At 59.8% G+C, this 19,878-nt stretch carries 18 protein-coding genes; 10 read left to right on the forward strand and 8 right to left on the reverse strand.

Features of this window, described 5'->3' with window-relative positions:
- Positions 1 to 599 precede the first annotated feature (599 nt).
- Entirely contained in the window at positions 600 to 1,499 is a 900-nt protein-coding gene (locus AB4048_RS25625) for a hypothetical protein (protein WP_442204803.1), read from the reverse strand.
- A gap of 581 nt (positions 1,500 to 2,080) precedes the next feature.
- Here AB4048_RS25625 and AB4048_RS25630 point away from each other — a divergent pair.
- The 5 genes from AB4048_RS25630 (at position 2,081) to AB4048_RS25650 (ending at position 7,556) form a co-directional block, all read left to right on the forward strand.
- Positions 2,081 to 2,392, forward strand: a complete 312-nt coding sequence (locus tag AB4048_RS25630) for a hypothetical protein (RefSeq protein ID WP_442204804.1) — start codon at positions 2,081 to 2,083, stop codon at positions 2,390 to 2,392.
- A 201-nt stretch (positions 2,393 to 2,593) separates the two neighbouring features.
- Complete coding sequence (locus AB4048_RS25635; protein ID WP_442204805.1) at positions 2,594 to 4,102, forward strand: ATPase domain-containing protein; 1,509 nt, start codon at positions 2,594 to 2,596, stop codon at positions 4,100 to 4,102.
- The gene (locus AB4048_RS25640; RefSeq protein WP_442204806.1) at positions 4,086 to 6,170 is read left to right on the forward strand and encodes an ATP-binding protein; all 2,085 of its coding nucleotides are present in this window, start codon (positions 4,086 to 4,088) and stop codon (positions 6,168 to 6,170) included. The genes AB4048_RS25635 and AB4048_RS25640 overlap by 17 nt, the downstream gene beginning before the upstream one ends.
- Positions 6,171 to 6,238: 68 nt before the next feature.
- The gene (locus AB4048_RS25645; protein ID WP_442204807.1) at positions 6,239 to 7,006 is read left to right on the forward strand and encodes an SDR family NAD(P)-dependent oxidoreductase; all 768 of its coding nucleotides are present in this window, start codon (positions 6,239 to 6,241) and stop codon (positions 7,004 to 7,006) included.
- Between the two features lie 265 nt (positions 7,007 to 7,271).
- A complete protein-coding gene (locus AB4048_RS25650; RefSeq protein WP_442204808.1) occupies positions 7,272 to 7,556 on the forward strand; it encodes a hypothetical protein in 285 nt (94 codons plus the stop codon).
- 59 nt (positions 7,557 to 7,615) lie between these two features.
- Here the strand turns inward: AB4048_RS25650 and AB4048_RS25655 are convergent, their stop codons facing one another.
- Entirely contained in the window at positions 7,616 to 7,975 is a 360-nt protein-coding gene (locus AB4048_RS25655; RefSeq protein WP_442204809.1) for a copper resistance CopC family protein, read from the reverse strand.
- A 412-nt stretch (positions 7,976 to 8,387) separates the two neighbouring features.
- Positions 8,388 to 8,873, reverse strand: coding sequence for a BA14K family protein (locus AB4048_RS25660; RefSeq protein WP_442204810.1), 486 nt, complete (start codon positions 8,871 to 8,873; stop codon positions 8,388 to 8,390).
- A gap of 160 nt (positions 8,874 to 9,033) precedes the next feature.
- On the opposite strand from AB4048_RS25660, the gene AB4048_RS25665 reads away from it, so the two are divergent.
- Positions 9,034 to 9,516 carry a pyridoxamine 5'-phosphate oxidase family protein gene (locus AB4048_RS25665; RefSeq protein ID WP_442204811.1) on the forward strand — a complete coding sequence of 161 codons (483 nt, stop codon included), beginning with the start codon at positions 9,034 to 9,036 and terminating at the stop codon, positions 9,514 to 9,516.
- Positions 9,517 to 9,607: 91 nt separating this feature from the next.
- Here the strand turns inward: AB4048_RS25665 and AB4048_RS25670 are convergent, their stop codons facing one another.
- From AB4048_RS25670 to AB4048_RS25680, 3 genes are all read right to left on the reverse strand, one after another.
- Positions 9,608 to 10,045: a type II toxin-antitoxin system HicB family antitoxin gene (locus AB4048_RS25670; protein WP_442204812.1), complete on the reverse strand. Its 438-nt coding sequence runs from the start codon at positions 10,043 to 10,045 to the stop codon at positions 9,608 to 9,610.
- A gap of 12 nt (positions 10,046 to 10,057) precedes the next feature.
- Positions 10,058 to 10,252: a type II toxin-antitoxin system HicA family toxin gene (locus AB4048_RS25675; protein ID WP_442204813.1), complete on the reverse strand. Its 195-nt coding sequence runs from the start codon at positions 10,250 to 10,252 to the stop codon at positions 10,058 to 10,060.
- Between the two features lie 139 nt (positions 10,253 to 10,391).
- Complete coding sequence (locus AB4048_RS25680; protein ID WP_442204814.1) at positions 10,392 to 11,801, reverse strand: helix-turn-helix domain-containing protein; 1,410 nt, start codon at positions 11,799 to 11,801, stop codon at positions 10,392 to 10,394.
- Between the two features lie 115 nt (positions 11,802 to 11,916).
- Between AB4048_RS25680 and AB4048_RS25685 the strand changes: the two genes are divergently transcribed.
- From AB4048_RS25685 to mce, 4 genes are read left to right on the forward strand one after another with little or no spacing between them, the layout of a single operon-like run.
- Positions 11,917 to 13,449 carry an acyl-CoA carboxylase subunit beta gene (locus tag AB4048_RS25685; RefSeq protein ID WP_442204815.1) on the forward strand — a complete coding sequence of 511 codons (1,533 nt, stop codon included), beginning with the start codon at positions 11,917 to 11,919 and terminating at the stop codon, positions 13,447 to 13,449.
- Between the two features lie 12 nt (positions 13,450 to 13,461).
- Positions 13,462 to 15,468 (forward strand): acetyl-CoA carboxylase biotin carboxylase subunit, encoded by a 2,007-nt coding sequence (locus tag AB4048_RS25690; RefSeq protein ID WP_442204816.1) that lies wholly within the window; start codon positions 13,462 to 13,464, stop codon positions 15,466 to 15,468.
- The gene (gene scpA / locus AB4048_RS25695; protein ID WP_442204831.1) at positions 15,468 to 17,606 is read left to right on the forward strand and encodes a methylmalonyl-CoA mutase; all 2,139 of its coding nucleotides are present in this window, start codon (positions 15,468 to 15,470) and stop codon (positions 17,604 to 17,606) included. The genes AB4048_RS25690 and scpA overlap by 1 nt, the downstream gene beginning before the upstream one ends.
- Position 17,607: 1 nt before the next feature.
- The gene (gene mce / locus AB4048_RS25700) at positions 17,608 to 18,012 is read left to right on the forward strand and encodes a methylmalonyl-CoA epimerase (protein ID WP_442204817.1); all 405 of its coding nucleotides are present in this window, start codon (positions 17,608 to 17,610) and stop codon (positions 18,010 to 18,012) included.
- 50 nt (positions 18,013 to 18,062) lie between these two features.
- Here the strand turns inward: mce and AB4048_RS25705 are convergent, their stop codons facing one another.
- Both AB4048_RS25705 and AB4048_RS25710 read right to left on the reverse strand, forming a co-directional pair.
- A complete protein-coding gene (locus AB4048_RS25705) occupies positions 18,063 to 18,290 on the reverse strand; it encodes a hypothetical protein (RefSeq protein WP_442204818.1) in 228 nt (75 codons plus the stop codon).
- A 9-nt stretch (positions 18,291 to 18,299) separates the two neighbouring features.
- Positions 18,300 to 19,850, reverse strand: a complete 1,551-nt coding sequence (locus tag AB4048_RS25710) for an acetolactate synthase large subunit (RefSeq protein WP_442204819.1) — start codon at positions 19,848 to 19,850, stop codon at positions 18,300 to 18,302.
- Between the last annotated feature and the right edge of the window lie 28 nt (positions 19,851 to 19,878).

Here is a 19,878-nt window from a genome sequence, read left to right on the forward strand (position 1 = left end):
AAGCCATGGCAGACGGGAGAAATCCTGGTTCCGCATCGGTTTCGATGCCCTGCGAAACCATATCATCCATCAGCCCAAAAACGCTGAACTCGCATGGACAACCGCTTGCCCAAAACGCTTCCGCCAAACTTGAGTCGTGTACTGTGCTTCGAAACACGTAAACGCTCTATCTGTTTGTTTTTACGCAATTCCGGACGGAAAACCGCGGCACACTTTTCCTGGAATTGCTCAAGCTCCGTCTTCATATTGCGCTCCAAATTGATACTCGAAGCGACACACGCGGAATATTCATACAGAACGCACCCCCACGGAACTATCCTCGAAGTTGCCGATTAATTCGTTGAGGTCGCGGCGTGACAATCGGACGCGACGGGGATGGTGAACGCAGCGATTTTTCCGGTTTCTCGCTGCGGGCGACGAAATGCCAGGCGAGCACCTAACCCGTTCGCTGCGACCTCGCTTTCAATGGATGCTCTGGACAATCGACCCCCGCCGGACTCTGTACGAATGGTTCCTCGTTCTCCCTCCAAACTCGCTTTGTGCATGACGAAGGGGCGGTGCGGCCACCCACTAGTCGCGGGGAGGACGCACCGGCCTAGCTAGCGACGAACCACCAGTAGGTCTTCCTCTTCGTCGCGTTGCGATCCGCCGAAAGCGGCCGCCGCAGCAGCAATGAACGCCCCGATCAGAAGCGACAGCGATCCAATAAGGGCCGTGGTTGCCGCGACCTTGCGTGCCTCGTCGGCGGCGGCCTTCGCTGCGGCTTTCGCGTCCTCGATCTTCTTCAGAACAGCATCGACTCTTGCTTTTGCTTCGTCCGGCGAAAGGCCTGTCTTGGAGGCGACGAGAGTGGCGAGGTAGGATTTGTCGTCCTCGGGAAGCTGACCCTGCACAGCCCCGTTCAAAAGGATGCGCGAAACTTCGCCTGTCGCGGCTGCATCGTCGCCGGCAGGACGCTGTTTGTCGGCGCCGGGGCGCAGTAGGGCGTCCGTGAAGTAGGACGTCGTGGCGTTTGTATCGGCGCCCCCTGCATTCGAAGCAGCAACCGAACCGGCTATCCCCGCGGTCGTAGCTACGCGGCCGACAGCACCAGCTCCAGCGCCTGCAAGAGAGGACAGAGACGATGCGAGAAAGCCCGCGACGAAGAGCGTCGCGACAGCCCACATGATGACGCCATGTGCGGTATCGCGGAAGAACACTTCGTCCGTATGAACGGCAGCCCATTTCGTGCGCAAGCGTCCGGTCAAATATCCGCCAAGCGCGGATGAGAGCCATTGGACAACGACGAACCAGATGGCGGCGGTAAAGCCGACGGTAGCCGCCGAAGAACTCTGACCGGACCACGGTGAGACCATGGTCAGGCCCACGCCGGAGCCCAGAGTGACGAGGATGAGAGTAATGCCGACCGCCGCAAAGGCGCCGGCCAAGATAGGTCCCCAAGAAACAGCCGACTTGGACGATTCGACTGGCATTTCAGTCGACGAATTCGAGAATGACATGATCACCTCCCTAGCGCGCGAAAAGGGCGAGAAGGATAATGATCGGAATCGGAACGCCGAGTAGCCAGAGCAAAATACCGCGACCCATGATGGAATCCTCCAGTTGTGAAATAGCGAGATAGTTGTCCGAGCAAACGTGCCCAAGCGGCCTTTGTTCCTGGAGCATCGGCACTGATGCTCGACCTTCTCGGCAGGCACGAGCGCTGCGGCCAGCGCTAGCGGACAACTGTCAACAAAGGTGGGAACCAATCGGACCTGTTCCCCGTTAGCGTGGCATCTTTCACAGGGGAACACTTTCATGGACTACAGCGTCACACTCGCCGGCTCGTTCGCAACCGCTTCCTTTATCTTCCTTCTCTTCACTGTCTTCGGTGGTTAGACGGCATCTAATCCGCGGTTGGCGGTGCCTGAGGAACAGGTAGCTCGTCGCAACTCGATCATCGGGGGTGCGTGGATCGGGCGACTTTGATGTCGTTGGAGCACTTCATTTGCCGGTGAAGGATCCAGCGCCCGTTTCTCCTCCGACCTGAACAGGAACAACTGGCCCGCCCCTGCATTGTGTCGCGACAAGGAGAACTCCGATGCAACTGATCGACACCCAAGTTGGCGCTCTGACCGAGGGGACCATTACGGTCGAATTTCAGGGCGAGGGCGGCGAATTGGTTTCCGTTCGAATGATAAGCGATGGAAGCCTCGATCGCGGCGCGGCTGTCCTGCGAGCGAAGGAGCTGATGGTTCAACTCAGCGCATTCGAAGCCTCGAACGAAGCGGAGATGAGCGGCGGAATGACCGAAGCCGATGAGGCGGCCTCGCCATTCAACGAACTCCCATTGAAGAGCGTCGCGCACCATGACCTTGAGGCAGGCCGCGACGCGGCTCGATTGCGTGACTAGGGGATGGCCGGCCTGTCGCATTCGTCACAGGTGCCAGGTCCGGGATTGGTCTCGCCACCACAATACGTCTTGCGTCAGCTGACGCCTTCTACACCAGTGTCACGGAAAAATCCGTAATGAGCTTTCAGTTCGCGCGGCCGATGAAAGCGGGGTTGTTTTCGAAATCTCTGTCCTATCTCCTACTCCCATACAGGAGATAAAATGGCAGAACCGTTGATTAACAAGGCCCTGACCGGCGTTGCCGGACTAGACGATATACTATGCGGCGGACTTACACGTCGCCACGTGTTCCTGATCGAGGGTTCACCCGGCACCGGCAAGACCACGATTGCTTTGCAATTCCTGCTTGAAGGTGCGGCCCTGGGCGAGCGCTGCCTCTATATCAGCCTTTCAGAGACCGAAGAGGAACTGCGCGACACCGCCCAATCGCACGGGATGGAGTTGGGCGACACGATCGAGATTTTCGAACTCGTTCCTCCCGAGAGCCTTCTCGATGCGGATCAGCAGCAGAGCCTGCTTTATTCCTCCGACCTTGAACTCGGCGAGACCACGAAACTCATCTTCGAAGCTTTCGAACGCCTGAAGCCTCAAAGGGTCGTGATCGACAGTCTGTCGGAGATCAGGTTGCTGGCTCAGAGTTCCCTACGATATCGCCGCCAGATTCTTGCGCTCAAGCATTTCTTTTCACGGTCGGATGCGACCGTCCTGCTCCTAGATGACATGACCGCCGACAATCTCGACAAGACTGTTCATAGCGTCGTGCATGGTGTGATTCACCTTGAACAGCTAGCCCCGGATTACGGATCGGAGCGTCGAAGGCTGCGAATTCTCAAGTATCGCGGCCAGTCGTTTCGCGGCGGTTTTCACGACTTCGTCATCAGGACCGGCGGCGTGGCCGTATTCCCGCGTCTGCGGGCCGCCGAACATCGAACCGCGTTCGAGCGAACCCAGCAGAAGACGGGCATCCGGGAATTTGACGATCTTCTCGGCGGCGGGATCGAAAGCGGTTCGAGCACGCTCTTGATTGGCCCGGCGGGAACCGGAAAAAGCCTTTTTACGCTGCAGTTCGTCGACGCGGCGATCAAGCGCGGAGAAAGGGCCGCGATATTTATCTTCGATGAAGAACTGGGGCTGCTGTTCTCTCGTACGAAGTCGATGGGGCTCGATCTGGAAAAAATGCGGGATGATGGTGCCATTCACATCGAGCAATTGGACGCTGCGGAACTATCTCCAGGAGAGTTCGCCCAGCGTGTCAAGGACCGGGTTGCGACCTATGACGCGAAGGCCGTCGTGATCGATAGCATCAACGGCTATCAGACCTCGATGCCAGGGGAAAACGCTCTCATCCTCCACATGCACGAACTGCTTCAGTATCTGAACCGGCAAGGAGCGAACACTTTCCTGACCGTTGCGCAGCATGGCCTCGTTGGTGACATGAAATCCCCCGTTGATGTTACCTATCTCGCCGATACGGTTATTTTACTCCGGTATTTCGAAGCGATGGGCAGGGTCAGACGCGCGGTGTCGGTCATAAAAAAGCGCACAGGGTGGCACGAAGACACGATCCGCGAATTCAAGATCGCTGAGACGGGACTAACCTTGGGCGACCCCCTTTCCAATTTCCAAGGCGTACTTCGTGGGGTGCCGACCTTCGTTGGGGAAAGACACCCGCTGCTTTCGATATCTGAAGAGGATGGCGAGCATTCCTAATAGAGACGCCGTTGGAATTATCCATGCACCGCAGGGACGTGACGCGCAGATTGCAGCGTCGCTCCTTCATGAGGTAGGCATCAAGTCGAGGGTGGCAGCGGACCTCAAAGCTTTTGTCGCCGCCCTTGATGACGATGTCGCATTTGCCGTGATCACTGAGGAAGCACTGCGTTCGGCCGATCTTGGGGCAATTTCGGCCTGGATCAAGGCGCAGCCCAGCTGGTCCGATTTGCCTTTCATAATTCTCACAAGTCGGGGCGGCGGCCCCGAGCGCAATCCCGCCGCCGCCAGGCTTTCGGAAGTCCTGAGCAACGTCAGCTTCATCGAACGCCCGTTCCACGCCACGACATTCATTAGCGTTGCTCGATCGGCACTACGTGGGCGACGACGGCAGTACGAGGCGCGATTGCGCATGGCAGCTCTCGACGAGGGCGAGCGACGACTCCAGACCGCCCTGGAAGCCGGGCGGCTAGGCGCATGGGAACTCGATCTTGCAAATGAACTGCTGACGACGTCGGCGACCTGCAAGCAGATTTTTGGTCGAGGCGCTGGTGACGCGTTCACCTACAAAGACTTGATAAATTGCGTTCATCCGGCAGATCGGAACCGGATGCAGGAAGCAATAAAGGCCACCAAAATCACCGGCGTAGACTATTCAATCGAACACAGGACCGTCTGGAACGATGGCTCGGTTCATTGGGCCGAACTCCACGCGCAACTTTATAGAGATCGAGATGGAAAGAAAACGAAGCTGATAGGCGTTTCGGCCGACATCACCGCGCGTGTCAAAGCCGAGGAGCAACAACGAGAGCTGAACGAGATACTTGAGGAAAAGGTCGCCGAGCGAACCCGCGAACTGGGGCGGGCGCATGCTGTCGTCATGGCGGAAGTCAGCCAGCGCGAACGAGCGGAAGAGCAACTGCGCCAGGCGCAGAAGATGGAAGTGATCGGCCAGCTTACGGGGGGCGTGGCCCATGACTTCAACAACCTATTGATGGCGGTTCTCGGCAATCTGGAACTCCTTCGCAAACATGTCGGCGATGACGCCAAAGCGGTCAGACTGATCGAAGGGGCCTTGCAAGGGGCCAAACGGGGAGCGTCGCTGACCCAAAGGCTACTGGCGTTCGCACGGCGGCAGGACCTGCATGTCGGGCCAGTCGACCTTTGCAAGCTTGTTCTCGGTATGAAAGATCTTCTCAACAGATCCGTTGGCTCTACGATACTGATCGAAACCCTTGTTCCGGACCATCTTCCTCCCGTCTCGGCAGATGCCAATCAGGTCGAGTTAGCACTTCTCAATCTGGCTCTGAACGCGCGGGACGCGATGCCGGGTGGGGGAACGATCCGGATAGAACTGGACGAGATCGAACAGATTTCCAGAAAGGACGAACTTGCCGCGGGGAGATATGTTGTTCTTTCGGTGTCCGACCAAGGGCACGGTATGGACAAGGAGACCCTTCAAAAATCTATAGAGCCGTTCTTCTCCACGAAGGAACTGGGCAAGGGAACTGGACTGGGTCTGTCGATGATCCATGGTCTTGCCTTGCAGTTGAAGGGCGACCTGAAACTGGCCAGTACGGTTGGCAAGGGGACAAGGGCCGAACTGTGGGTTCCGGTTTCAACGTCAGATGTTGCCTCCTCGGAGCACAGAGTTTCGGGCCTGGAAAATCCGGTGGAGATTTCCGGGCCCAAACGGATACTTCTGGTGGACGATGATCTGCTGATCGCCATGAGTTCAGCCGATATGCTGGTCGATCTCGGACATGAAGTCGTCGAGGCGCACTCCGGAAAAGAGGCGCTCGGTTACCTCGGTGGTGCTGACGCTTTTGATCTGATGATTACCGATTACTCGATGCCCGGTATGACCGGTTTCGAGCTGGTCAAGGCCGCTCGCGAGCTCGTGCCCGGTCTGCCGATACTGCTGGCGTCAGGATATGCCGAGCTGCCTCCTGGCGTAGACCTCGATCTCGATATCGCCAGGCTTGGAAAACCATACACGCAGCAGCAACTGGCTTTGGAAATCGATAGGCTAGCGGCGACAACAACAGCTGTTTCGTCGTTCCGCTAGGTGGAGAACGATGAAACGACCATCGGCGGCGATGCGCTCCCGTCGTCGCTTGCCAAAAGGAACATCAAATGAGCCGCATCTTTATCACAGGTTCAACCGATGGCCTTGGGCTGGCTGCAGCCCGTACCCTGATGGCCGACGGCCACGAGGTCGTGTTGCATTCCCGCTCCAAAGTACGAGCCTCCGCGATTTGCGAGTTGTCGTCCCGCGCTTTGGGGGTCGTCATTGGCGATCTCGGCAGCCAGGTCGAGACCCGATCCATCGCGGATCAGGTCAACGAGATCGGGCGTATGGATGCCGTTATTCACAACGCGGGGATCTACCTTGAAAGGAGCCGGGGTGAAACGCCTGAGGGCCACGCCAAGACGCTGGCGGTGAATACACTGGCTCCGTATGTCCTTACGGCCTTGATCGAGCGTCCGCGTCGGCTGGTCTACCTCACGAGCGGCATGCATGAGGGCGGTAGCGGTTCATTGCAAGATATCGATTGGACGGAGCGGCGCTGGAACGCCAGTCAGGCATATTCGGAGAGCAAACTCTATGTCGCGACGCTTGGCGCTGCCGTCGGCCGCCATTGGGCGGATGTTAAGAGCAACGCTGTCGATCCCGGCTGGGTGCCGACAAAGATGGGAGGTGCCGGAGCGCCTGACGATCTTCAGATGGGGCACCTGACCCAAACCTGGCTCGCGGTCAGCGACGACGAGGCCGCGAAGGTCAGCGGTAGATACTGGTATCACCGTCAGCAACGGCAGCCCGCTTCGGAAGTAACGGACCCGGATTTCCAGGATCGGCTTATGGATAAGCTCGGTGAGCTAACCGGTATCAGGCTATTCTGAATCCTGCCCTTCCCGAGGGTGCCGCCCAGCCCGACCAGCCACAAGGGCTGGATCGAGGCAGGAGGGTGCGCCAGAGACTGAGCGGCATCTGATGAACTGGCGGATTACGGGAAAGTTCCGGCCGGACGTCTGCGGCGACGCCAGGAACACATACGCCGGCGCAGGTTGAACGGCTCGTTTTATAGCCGTCGCTCCTGCCTTCTGGAAAAGTCTCGCATGGGCGCTAAATATTGCCACCTATCGGTATTGCGACCGGGAGGGCGCCATGCAGTTGCGGGTCTTAGCCGTCCTCGTGACGACTTTTGGCGGGGTGGGCGCCAGCGAGCCGCCGCAACCTTATCCCACGACCAACCCCCACCCGCACTTCCATTGCACCTGCAGGCAGCGCGACGGATCTCATTTCGAGATCGGCCAGATCACTTGCATCAGGGTCGATGGCAAAGCCTATCTCGCCCGCTGCGAAACCTTTCAGAACCTGACGACATGGCAGAAAATTCAGGACGGGTGTCCGCTCGCTCGAACATCAACGGCTTCGGATCTTGCCGATTAGTCTTCTGGGCGAAAACTTATCCAGCGATTGCGTACCCGGTTGTTCGGCCAAGCGTATTGCTAGAGGTCGACGTGAAAGTCGTAGCTACCTTCGTTGACGCGGCCGTCGCTGGAGGTCGCGTGCCATTTCACCGTGTAGATGCCCGGCTGGAGCGGCGCTCTCAGGGGCAGGTTCACACCGGTGCCGTCGCCGCGCAGTTCTGGCTTGTCGGTCGCTATGCGCCGGCTATTGGCATCTATCAATTCGATGCTCGCACTGGCGAGCTTCACGCGGTCGGGGAATTTCAGAACGAGGTTTGCATCCGGCGCTCGAAGCGGCTCGGATAGAGAGGATGCTGGCGCTTCCAAACTGGCACTCGCCATCGCCGGGAAGAGGAGGACTGCCGCCAACGGCAATGCGCATTTGACTGCGATATTCATAGCGATCCCTCGCGTTGCAATGGAGGAATGCGCGACGCCGCGTAGAGTTCCCACTGTGGTGGCTTCTACCTCTTTGGAGGTAGGTTCGACATGCTATGTCGCCGATACGTTCTCTGTTTGTCAAAAAGGAAGAGCGAGCCGCGGGTGACGAGCTCGCTCTTTTAGGTGCGTTCACGGGTCCGTCGTGAACGTGGGTCAGGGGAGAGCAACGTCCGGCCTCGTCCAATAGCAATGCCGAAAACAGGCAGGCTATCGCATAGGAACGATCAAGACGCGTTAATGTTCGACCTCCAGCTGTTTTGTTCGTTCTGCGCCGTTGCGAACATCTGCTTGAGCCATAGCAACCTTGAGCTGCCAGCCCGCTTGCAGCACCTAAATACTGTTGCTAGGAGCGAGCCGGTATTCGGATTGCTTAATACGGTCCAACGCATTGGCGGCGCGGGCCGTAGTAGGGCTGATATGTGTTGTCATAGGCCCGATAGGAGCGATACCGCGAATAGCACCAGCCCGTGTGGGAACCACCGCCATAACTTCCGTAATACCGCGGCTGCTGCACAAGCAGGCTGCCGATGAGTGCACCTGCCGCCAGTCCGCCAAGGGCTAGGCCGAAGTTGTCGTTGTCGCCATGGTAGTAATGCCCGCCACCATGGTAGCCACCATAGTGTCCACCGCCGTAATGCCCACCCCCATACCGCCTGTAGGCATAGTTGTTGTGGCCATAGTATCCGCCGCCGTAATGGCCGTAGCCGCCACCGCGTCCCCAATTGCCGCGATACTGTATCAACTTCGCGTCCGAAACCTCGAGCTTCGGCGCGTCGATAGACGGGAAAGCCTTTGCTGGCAGCACGCTTGAAACGGCAGTCAACAGCGACAGGCCAATGATTGCGAATGTTCTCATTTTCGTCACCTTTTGCCTTCTGTGAGACAAACGGTTGAGACGGTGGTTTGTGCCACACGCTAGTGGACTTACTTCAACGCGATAGGCCGGAACCATCCTGACACGTAGGGAACGTCATTCGGATCCAACCGTTAGTTCCGTCTAGGATGGAGAACAGTGAATGACAAACCTTGAAGACGATACCAGCAAAGTATGGGATCTTGCCGAGAAGATCGGCTTTTGCATGTTGGCAACGCAAGTCGGAAATGAAATCAAGGCGCGTCCGATGTCGGCCTATGCCGAGAGAGTAGACAACGCCTTCTATTTCCTGACCGACGTGACAAGTCACAAGGACGACGAGATCGCGCGCAATCCCGAGGTATGCCTGGCATTTGCGGACGCCAGGGCGCAAAAATATGTTTCGATTTCCGGTCGCGCTGAAGTTCAGAACGACCGCGAAAAGATCCGCGATTTATGGGCCACTCCGGCAAAAGCCTGGTGGGAAAACCCCGACGATCCATCGATCCGGATCCTCAAGATCACGCCCTCGATCGCGGAATACTGGGATAGTCCGGGGACGCTTATCAGCTACATTAAGATGGCTGCGGCGGCGGTAACCAATACGCGGCCTGAGATGGGTGAAAACGCAGCCGTCAACATGTGAAGGGTGCAGGCCAATCCACGATGGGACATGCCCAACGCCACACGACTTGAGACGGCGCCACCGTATAGGGAGACTCGCGCGCTTTTTTGGCTCAGGCCGCGTGCGGAAATGGAATATCCACGCGCAATGGCACGTTCAGCGCCTTGAAGGCTTCCTCGATGGCGTCGAGTTTGGTCTGATGGTCAAGCCTGAAAAGGCGGTCGATTTGCTCACGATGGGGCCATTTGAGGGCCCTCTGCAGATCTGCCCTGGTCATGCCTTTGTCGCGCATGATCAAATAAATAGCCGCCTTCAGATAGATCATCATCGGAAGCTCGACAAAGTGGCCCTTACCATCGGGTTCCTGCATGGGGAGTGGAATATCCTCACCATCGGCGATCCGGGCGGCAATTGCTTCTTCAATGGCGTTACGCCCGTTCGCGCATGCTTCATCAGTGGTCTGCCCGAACGTCACCAGCTCGGGGAAAGAATCTGATGTAACCAGCCAAGCATCTTCGTCGGGCTGGATCGCCAGTTTATAGCAAGCCATGGTCGTTCCTCTTTATTTTAGGCCCAAGTCCTTTTTGATCTTCGCGACCAATTTCGGGCCTAGCTCCTTGGCTGCTCCGTGCATCGGGAGTTGCGACTTTCTACCGTCGCGATAGACCGTGAGATGACCGCTTCCGCCGCGGTGGCTCTCGAAAGTGCAGCCTTGTTTCTGCAGCCAGCGTTTTAGTTCGTTTGCGTTCATATACATAGCGTATTCAACACTTCTGTGGAAGTCAACACAAGTGTTGAATGCATGTCAAGTAATTGAAATTGTTTGACTAAATTGCCATCGTAGTATGTGCGCGTTGACGATAAACAATAGCCTGGCTGAAGCTTGAGTGACCTCGTCAGGTCAGGCGATAGGGCGTTGCTTCCCTGATGTTGTGGTCGACGGAGATGTGACGGCGCAGCGGTGGAACGGCGCGGCTGGCGCAGTTAGTGCGTTCGCAGGTGCGGCAGGAGATGCCGATTGGCTCGAAGGCGGCGCGATCGGTCAGATTGAGGTCGTCGGCATAGACGAAGGCCCCAGCGTAGGAGATTTCGCAGCCAAGCGCGAGCGCATGGCTCGAACGCTGCGTCCGAAAACCGCCGACACCCTTGCTGACGTGTGTCGCCAGACAGAGATAGCGGGCGCCATCGGGCGTTTCGGCGAGCTGGCGAATAAACCGGCCCTGCGCTTCGAAGGCCTGGTGAGCATTCCAAAGCGGGCAGGCGGCCCCGAAGCGCGCGAATTGCAGCTTCGTCGCGCTATGACGCTTCGTGATGTTGCCGGCGCGGTCGATCCGCGCAAAGAAGATCGGAATGCCTTTCATGCCGGGCCGCTGCAAGGTGGACAGCCGGTGGCAAACCTGCTCGAGCGATGCACCAAACCGTGCGGCAAGCAGTTCTATGTCATGTCTGACATCGCGAGCGGCTTTGAGGAAGCCTTGATAGGGCATGAGAAACGCGCCGGCGAAATAGTTGTGCAGCCCGATGCGACAGACCTGTTCGGCCTCTTCGGTTCGAAAGCCGGCGTCGCGGATGATGGCGTCGATCACATCGCCGGCATAGAGCTGTGCCGTCTGCACCGCCGTCTGGAAGCATCGGGTCTCGGCGGGTACGTAAGGATTGAGGGCAAGGACCCGCCCCGAGGGATCGAAGCGGCGAACCGCATTCATCAGCGACGCATCCTGGACGACCCGAACGCCGAATTGCCGCTCCAGGTAATCGACAAGGATTGGCTGGCCGTCCCCGCCCTGCAGACCGAGCTCAAGGGCGAGTTTTTCCGCTGTCGTGTCGAGGTCGTGGAGGTAATTGTCGACGTAGTGAAAGAAGTCGCGGACCTCGTCATAGGGCGTCGTCTCAAGGACGGCCGCGCGACCGAGCCTGTCGTCGAGGCTCGCAATGTGCTCGCTGTTTCGCCTGTAAGCCTGGTGGCAGCTGACGAGCGCCCGCGCAAATCCCGGCGCATTCTGCGCGATTAGTTTCAATTCCTGCAAAGTCGGCGAGTAGGATTCAAATAGCGGATCGCCGAGTGCCTCGGTGAGCGCCGACATCAGCCGGTCGGTCTCGCCTGTCGAAAGCTCGGAGATGTCGAGCCCGTACTTGTCGGCAAGAGCCAGGAGGACCGCGGCCGATACCGGCCGTTGATTGTTTTCGATCTGGTTCAGATAGCTCAGCGAAATGCCGAGGCGCTCGGCAAATTGGCTTTGCGTTGCCGCATGCTCCAAGCGCATTTCCCGGACCTTGCGCCCGATGAAGAGTTTTCCGATGGCCATCTTCGCAACTTCGCAAATTCAATTTTGAATTTTTATAATTCCGCTGATGTGCGCGTTCAAGCATTTTCTCAGGCGCCGCCGCCCGATAGACAGAGAACATATCGCAGGAGGTATCATGCAGACTATTTTGGATCAGCTCGAGACGAGGCGAGCCGAAGCGCGCTCAGGCGGCGGCGAGCGACGGATCGCGGCACAGCACGGCAAGGGCAAACTGACCGCGCGAGAACGCCTCGAGGTGCTCCTCGACGAGGGTTCCTTCGAAGAATACGACATGTATGTCACGCATCGCTGTGTCGATTTCGGCATGGCCGATCAGAAGGTTGCCGGCGACGGCGTCGTCACCGGCTGGGGGACGATCAACGGTCGCCAGGTCTATGTTTTCTCGCAGGATTTCACCGTCTTGGGCGGCTCCCTGTCGGAGGCGCACGCGCAGAAAATCTGCAAGATCATGGATATGGCCATGAGGAACGGCGCGCCGGTCATCGGCCTGAATGATTCCGGCGGAGCGCGTATCCAGGAGGGCGTGGCCTCGCTCGCGGGCTATGCCGACGTTTTCAAGCGCAACGTCGAAGCGTCGGGCGTCGTGCCGCAGATTTCGGTCATCATGGGACCTTGCGCGGGCGGCGCCGTCTACTCTCCCGCCATGACGGACTTCATCTTCATGGTGCGAGATTCGTCCTACATGTTCGTAACCGGCCCCGACGTCGTCAAGACCGTTACGAATGAGATCGTCACGGCTGAAGAACTTGGCGGCGCGCGCACGCACACTTCGAAGTCTTCGGTCGCGGACGGCGCCTTCGAGGACGACGTGGAAGCGCTTGAGCAGATCAGGGCTCTCTTCGATTTCCTGCCGCTCAACAATCGCGAAAAGCCGCCGACGAGGCCTTTCCACGACGATCCCGCGCGTCTCGAACAACGCCTCGATACGCTCATTCCGGATAGCTCCAACAAGCCTTACGATATGAGGGAACTTATTCTCGCGCTCGCCGACGAGGGCGATTTCTTCGAGCTGCAGGCGAGCTTCGCGCGCAACATCATCACCGGCTTCATGCGGATGGAAGGCCAGACGGTGGGCGTCGTCGCCAACCAGCCGATGGTGCTTGCCGGATGCCTCGACATAGACAGTTCGCGCAAGGCCGCCCGTTTCGTCCGGTTCTGCGATGCCTTCAACATCCCGATCCTCACCTTGGTGGATGTCCCCGGCTTCCTCCCCGGTACTGCCCAGGAGTATGGCGGCGTCATCAAGCACGGCGCGAAGCTCCTGTTCGCCTACTCGCAGGCGACCGTTCCGATGGTCACGCTCATCACGCGCAAGGCCTACGGCGGCGCCTACGACGTCATGGCATCCAAGCATATCGGCGCGGACGTGAACTACGCCTGGCCGAGCGCCGAAATCGCGGTCATGGGGGCCAAGGGAGCGACCGAGATCCTCTATCGTTCCGATCTGGCCGATCCCGAGAAGATTGCCGCCCGGACGCGCGAATACGAGGAGCGCTTTGCCAATCCCTTCGTCGCGGCCGAGCGCGGCTTCATCGACGAGGTCATTATGCCGCATTCCTCCCGTCGCCGCATCGCGCGCGCGTTCGCCTCGCTTCGCAACAAGCAGGTGGACACGCGCTGGAAAAAGCACGACACGATACCTCTTTGACAGGCCATTCCCATGATCAAGAAAATTCTGATCGCAAACCGCGGCGAGATCGCCTGCCGGGTGATCAAGACCGCCAAGCGTCTCGGTATTTCAACAGTCGCCGTCTATTCCGATGCCGACCGCAACGCGCCTCACGTATCGATGGCGGACGAAGCCGTGCATATCGGCCCGGCGCCGTCCAACCAATCCTATATCGTCATCGACCGGATCATCGATGCGGTGCGTAAGACCGGCGCCGACGCCGTCCATCCAGGCTATGGATTCCTGTCCGAAAATGCCCAGTTCGCAGCCGCGCTCGAAAGGGAAGGGGTGACCTTCATCGGTCCGCCCGTGGGCGCAATCGAGGCCATGGGCGACAAGATCACCTCCAAGCGCCTCGCCGCCAAAGCCGGCGTCTCGACGGTCCCCGGTCACATGGGGCTGATCGAGAATGCCGAGGAGGCCGTTCGGATTGCCGGCGAGATCGGCTATCCCGTCATGATCAAGGCGTCGGCCGGCGGCGGCGGCAAGGGCATGCGTGTCGCCTGGAATGCCGAGGAAGCCCGCGAAGGGTTCCAGGCGTCGCGCAACGAGGCGAGAAACTCCTTCGGCGACGACCGCATCTTCATCGAGAAATTCGTGACCGAGCCGCGTCACATCGAAATTCAGGTGCTGGGCGACAAGCATGGCAACATCGTCTACCTCGGCGAGCGCGAATGCTCGATCCAGCGCCGCAATCAGAAGGTGATTGAGGAGTCTCCATCCCCGTTTCTGAACGAGGAAACCCGAAGAGCGATGGGCGAGGAGGCGGTCGCGCTCGCCCGGGCCGTCGGCTATCATTCCGCTGGCACCGTGGAGTTCATCGTCGACGGCAAGCAAAACAAGTTCTACTTTCTCGAAATGAATACGCGCCTGCAGGTGGAACACCCGGTCACCGAGCTTGTCACCGGACTTGATCTGGTTGAGGAGATGATCAGGGTTGCTGATGGGGAAGCACTGACTTTCCGCCAGGACGAGGTAAAGCTCAACGGTTGGGCGATCGAAAGCCGCCTCTATGCCGAGGATCCCTATCGCAATTTCCTGCCTTCGATCGGACGGCTGACGCGCTATCGCCCGCCGTCCGAAGGTGCGAAAGTTGATGGTACGGTGCTGCGCAATGACACCGGCGTCTGCGAGGGAGGCGAAATATCGATGTACTACGACCCGATGATCGCCAAGCTCTGCGCCTGGGCGCCAAGCCGCGAAGCTGCGATCGACGCCATGAGCGATGCACTCGACGACTTCGAGGTGGAAGGGATCGGCCATAACCTGCCGTTTCTGTCGGCGGTCATGAACCAGCCGCGATTCCGCTCCGGCCGACTGACCACCGGTTATATCGCGGAGGAGTTTCCTGAAGGATTCCAGGGCGTGGAGCCCGACGAGGCGAGCGCTAGAAAGCTGGCGGCAGTCGCGGCGGCGATCAACCATATCGTTCAGGCGCGGGCGATCGAAATTTCCGGCACGATTGGAAATCACCGGCGAAAACTCGGCAGCGACTGGGTCGTCGCCTTTGGCCAGTGGCGCTTCAGCCTGTCGGCAAATAGGGCGGAAAGCTCGATCGATGTGTCGTTCGCGGACGGCTCGGCGCTTTCGGTCACCAGCGACTGGCGTCCCGGCAAGACGCACAGCGCCTTCAAGGCCGGCACCGAAATCCTGGGCATCAAGGTGGACCTGCGGGGGTCGGCGATCCGGCTGCGCTGGCGGGGAATGGATGCCATGACCCGCGTCTGGTCGCCGCGCATCGCAGAACTTGCCCGGCTGATGCCCGCCAAGATGGCTCCTGATACGTCTAAGCTGTTGCTTTGCCCGATGCCGGGGGTTGTAACTTCCATCGCGGTCGAAGCCGGCAGTTCCGTTGAGGCGGGGCAAACGCTTGCGGTCGTGGAGGCGATGAAGATGGAAAATGCCCTGAAGGCCGAGCGCAAGGGTGTGGTCAAACGCGTCGAAGCGCGGCTGGGACAGAGCCTGGCGGTCGACGAACTCATCCTGGAGTTCGAATGATGGCGGAAAAACCATTGAAGGAATGGGCGGATCTCGCCGAGAAGGAACTCAAGGCTTCGCCCGACACACTCGTCTGGGAGACGCCGGAAGGCATCGCGGTCAAGCCACTCTACATCGAGGCCGACACCGCCGGGATGGCGTCTCTCGGGTCGCTGCCGGGGTTGGCGCCCTTTACCCGTGGCCCGCGCGCGACGATGTATGCCGGCAGGCCCTGGACGATCCGGCAGTATGCGGGCTTTTCCACCGCCGAGGCCTCCAACGCCTTTTATCGCAAGGCGCTTGCGGCCGGCCAGCAGGGCGTATCCGTCGCCTTCGATCTTGCCACCCATCGCGGCTATGACAGCGATCATCCTCGCGTGGTCGGCGACGTCGGCAAGGCGGGCGTGGCGATCGACTCGGTCGAGGACATGAAGATCCTTTTCGACGGCATTCCGCTGGAAAAGGTCTCCGTCTCGATGACGATGAACGGCGCGGTTGTCCCGATCCTTGCGAATTTCATCGTCGCCGGCGAGGAGCAGGGCGTGTCCCGCGGCGCTCTATCGGGGACCATCCAGAACGACATCCTCAAGGAGTTCATGGTCCGCAACACCTACATCTATCCGCCAGAGCCCTCGATGAGGATCGTCGCCGATATCATCGAATATACGGCGAAGGAGATGCCGAAGTTCAACTCCATCTCGATCTCCGGCTACCACATGCAGGAGGCCGGTGCGACGTTGGTGCAGGAGCTCGCCTTCACGCTCGCCGACGGTCGCGAATACGTGCGGGCGGCGATCGCCAAGGGTCTCAACGTCGATGAGTTCGCCGGCCGTCTGTCGTTCTTCTTCGCGATAGGCATGAACTTCTTCATGGAGGCGGCGAAGCTGCGCGCCGCGCGGCTGCTCTGGACGCGCATCATGGAGGAGTTCAAGCCGAAGAAGGCTTCCTCGCTGATGCTGCGCACCCACTGCCAGACCTCGGGTGTGTCGCTGCAGGAGCAGGACCCCTACAACAACATTATCCGCACCGCCTTCGAGGCGATGTCCGCCGTGCTCGGCGGCACGCAGTCCCTGCACACCAATTCCTTCGACGAGGCGATCGCCCTGCCGACCGAGTTTTCCGCGCGCATCGCGCGTAACACGCAGCTCATCCTGCAGCATGAAACCGGGGTGACCAAGGTGGTCGACCCGCTTGCCGGCTCCTACTACGTGGAAAGCCTGACCAACGAGCTTGCCGACAAGGCCTGGGCACTGATCGAAGAGGTCGAGGCGCTGGGCGGCATGACCAAGGCCGTCAACGAAGGCCTGCCGAAGCGGCTGATCGAGGAAGCCGCGACGCGCCGCCAGGCGGCCGTGGACCGGGGCGAGGAGGTCATCGTCGGCGTTAACAAGTACAGGCTGGAAACGGAAGAAGACATCGAGATCCTCGCGATCGACAATGCGGCCGTGCGCAGCGCCCAGATCAGGCGCATCGAAGAGACGCGCCGGCGCCGCGACAGCGTCGAGGTGGAGCAAACCCTAAAGCGCCTGAAGACGGTCGCCGAGACCGGCGAGGGCAATATTCTTCAAGCCGCCGTGGATGCCGCGCGGGCTCGCGCCACCGTTGGAGAGATTTCCGACGCGATGCGTGCCGTATTCGGCGATCATTCAGCGACCCCGAACGTCGTCAGCGACATCTACGGTGCCGCTTATGCCGGCGATCCGGAACTCGCCACGCTCAGTGCCCGTCTCGACGAAGTCTCCCTGTCGCTGGGGCGCAAGCCGAAAATCATGGTGGCAAAGCTCGGTCAGGACGGCCATGACCGCGGCGCGAAGGTCATCGCGTCTGCCTTCGGCGACCTTGGTTTCGACGTTCTTGCCGGCCCGCTCTTTCAAACGCCGGATGAGGCCGCCGACCTCGCCGTCAAGGAGAAGGTGCAAGTGGTCGGCATGTCCTCGCTCGCCGCGGGTCACAAGACGCTTGCCCCGCAACTCGTCGAGGCGCTCAAGGAGAGGGGCGCGGGCAGCGTCATCGTCGTGGTCGGCGGCGTCATTCCGCGGCAGGACTACGACTATCTGATGGATCACGGCGTCGCCGCCGTCTTCGGTCCCGGCACCAACGTGCTTCACGCAGCCAATTCCGTCCTCGATCTTCTCGAAGGCAAGCGCAGGAACAGTTGAAATGATCGGCAGGCTCAATCACATCGCGATCGCGGTACCGGATCTCGATCAGGCGGCGGCACTTTACCGCGGTCTCGGCGTTCCCGTTTCCCCACCCAAGGACATGCCGGAACACGGCGTCACCGTGATCTTCATCGATTTGCCCAATACGAAAATCGAGCTTCTCCACCCGTTGGGCGACGGGTCGCCCATCGCAGGCTTCCTCGAGAAAAATCCGTCGGGCGGAATCCATCACCTCTGCTTCGAAGTCGATGACATCGAGAGCGCGGCAGAAAAACTCAAGGATGAGGGCATAAGGGTGCTGGGTGACGGGCGGGCCAAGATCGGCGCCCATGGCAAGCCGGTCCTTTTCGCTCATCCCAAGGATTTTCAAGGGGCGCTGGTGGAGTTCGAGCAAAGCTCTTAAATGCGCGCTGAAGCGATCTGCTTTCGCAGATCTGCTCTATCTATTTGTTTTCACGCACTTTCGGATGGATTTTCTCTAGAATCTTCGGCCGATTTGCCGCGCTCGCTCCAGAAGCGCTGCGCGGATTTCGTCGCCCTCTCGTATAGTAGTTCGAACGAAGCGTCCTTTATGGTGGTCGCCGGAAACGACCACCACCAGACCGGAAAGACGAAGGCGATCGCTTCGTTTCGCTCGATCCGGTGCTGCTCGCGAAGATCGAATACGACGAGGACTTTCACCGATACTCCCTAGATGACAAGTTCGATCAGGTGCGGGAGGTCGGACGCGAAGCTCGCCGACAGCGCGCGGGTGCATTCTTCCATGGTGGTGACCCTCGTCGCTTCGACGCCGAGCGAACGTGCAAGCTCCGCCCAGCGGATTTCAGGATTGCCAAGATCGAGCATGCTCATCGCCGTCGGACCAGGGACAGCGCCGACATTCCGATACTCACCGATGAGGATATTATAGCGCCTGTTGTTGAGGAGGATCGTCGTGCATGGAAGCTTCTCGCGCGCCTGCGTCCAAAGCGCCTGCAGCGTATAGGCGGCCGAACCGTCTGCCTGAAGGTTGACGACCCGCCGCTTTCCGTCGCTTGCGATGGCAGCGCCGGTCGCAACCGGTATCCCCCCGCCGATGGCCCCGCCCGTAATAATCAGATGGTCGTGTGGATTGCCCATGGCCGCCATCGTCGTATAGCCGTTGCTGAAGGTCAAAGCCTCGTCCACGACGATCGTATTTTCAGGCAATAGGGCGGCGAGCGCCATGTCCAGTTTTTCAGGCGTGGGTTCGCCGGTTGGCAGATGGATTTCGCTCCGCGCATCCTGCGGCAACCTGCCGGCGCTCCGCTCCGCACCCACCGCATCGGCAAGCAGCCGTAGAGCCAGCGTTCCATCCTGGTCGCTCCGAGAAAGCGTGTGCAGCACCGCGTGCGGATTTGAGAGCAGCGAAGGCTTGCCGGGATAGCCGAAGAAGCCCACGGGGGGAGGGCAGTTGACGAGCACGACATGCTCGTAAGCCGAGAGCGCCTCGACCGCGACGTCGACCGGGTAGGGCACGCGAGGCAGCTTTGGTACGCCACGGCCGCGAGGCGATGCGGCGACCAGCGAGCTCCCCATCACGTCGGCCTTCGTGCGCGCCGCGATCGCATAAGCCAGCTCGATACCTTCAAGCGTGGCAACGCTGTTGCCGACAAGGATGAGGGTGCGACGGCTCGATGTCAGCATCCGCCGTGCCGTCTCGATGCTATGAGGGTCGATCGCAGCCGGCGCTGCGACCTCCAAACGGGCGGCTTCGGAGCCGCCCTCGGACCACGATACATCCGCCGGCAGAATGAGCGTCGCTATCTGGCCCGGGTGCTGTTTGGCCGCGGCTGCGGCGCGAGCGGCGTCGTGGCCCAGCCTTTCGGCACTTCCCGGCGTGCACACGAAAGCCGACACGGTGCCGGCCAGGGCCGGGACGTCGGCGGTCAGCGGCGAATCGAACGGTCGGTGAAACGTGGCATGATCGCCGACGATATTGACGATCCCGCTCTCGGCGCGCCGGGCGTTGTGAAGATTGGCAAGCCCGTTGGAAAGACCCGGTCCGCAGTGCAGAAGGGTCGCTGCCGGCCGCCTCAGCACACGGTAATATCCGTCCGCCATCCCGGTCACCACGTTTTCCTGCAGACCAAGCACGCAGCGCACGCCGGGAACGCGGTCGAGCGCTGCGACGAAGTGCATCTCACTGGTGCCCGGATTGGCGAAGCAGGTGTCGATTCCGCTCGACAGCAAACTGCGGACCAGGCTTTCAGCTCCGTTCATACCCATCTCCTCCGACCCTAAGGTCATG

Source organism: Rhizobium sp. RAF56 (assembly GCF_052113965.1).
In the GTDB taxonomy this organism is placed as follows: domain Bacteria; phylum Pseudomonadota; class Alphaproteobacteria; order Rhizobiales; family Rhizobiaceae; genus Rhizobium.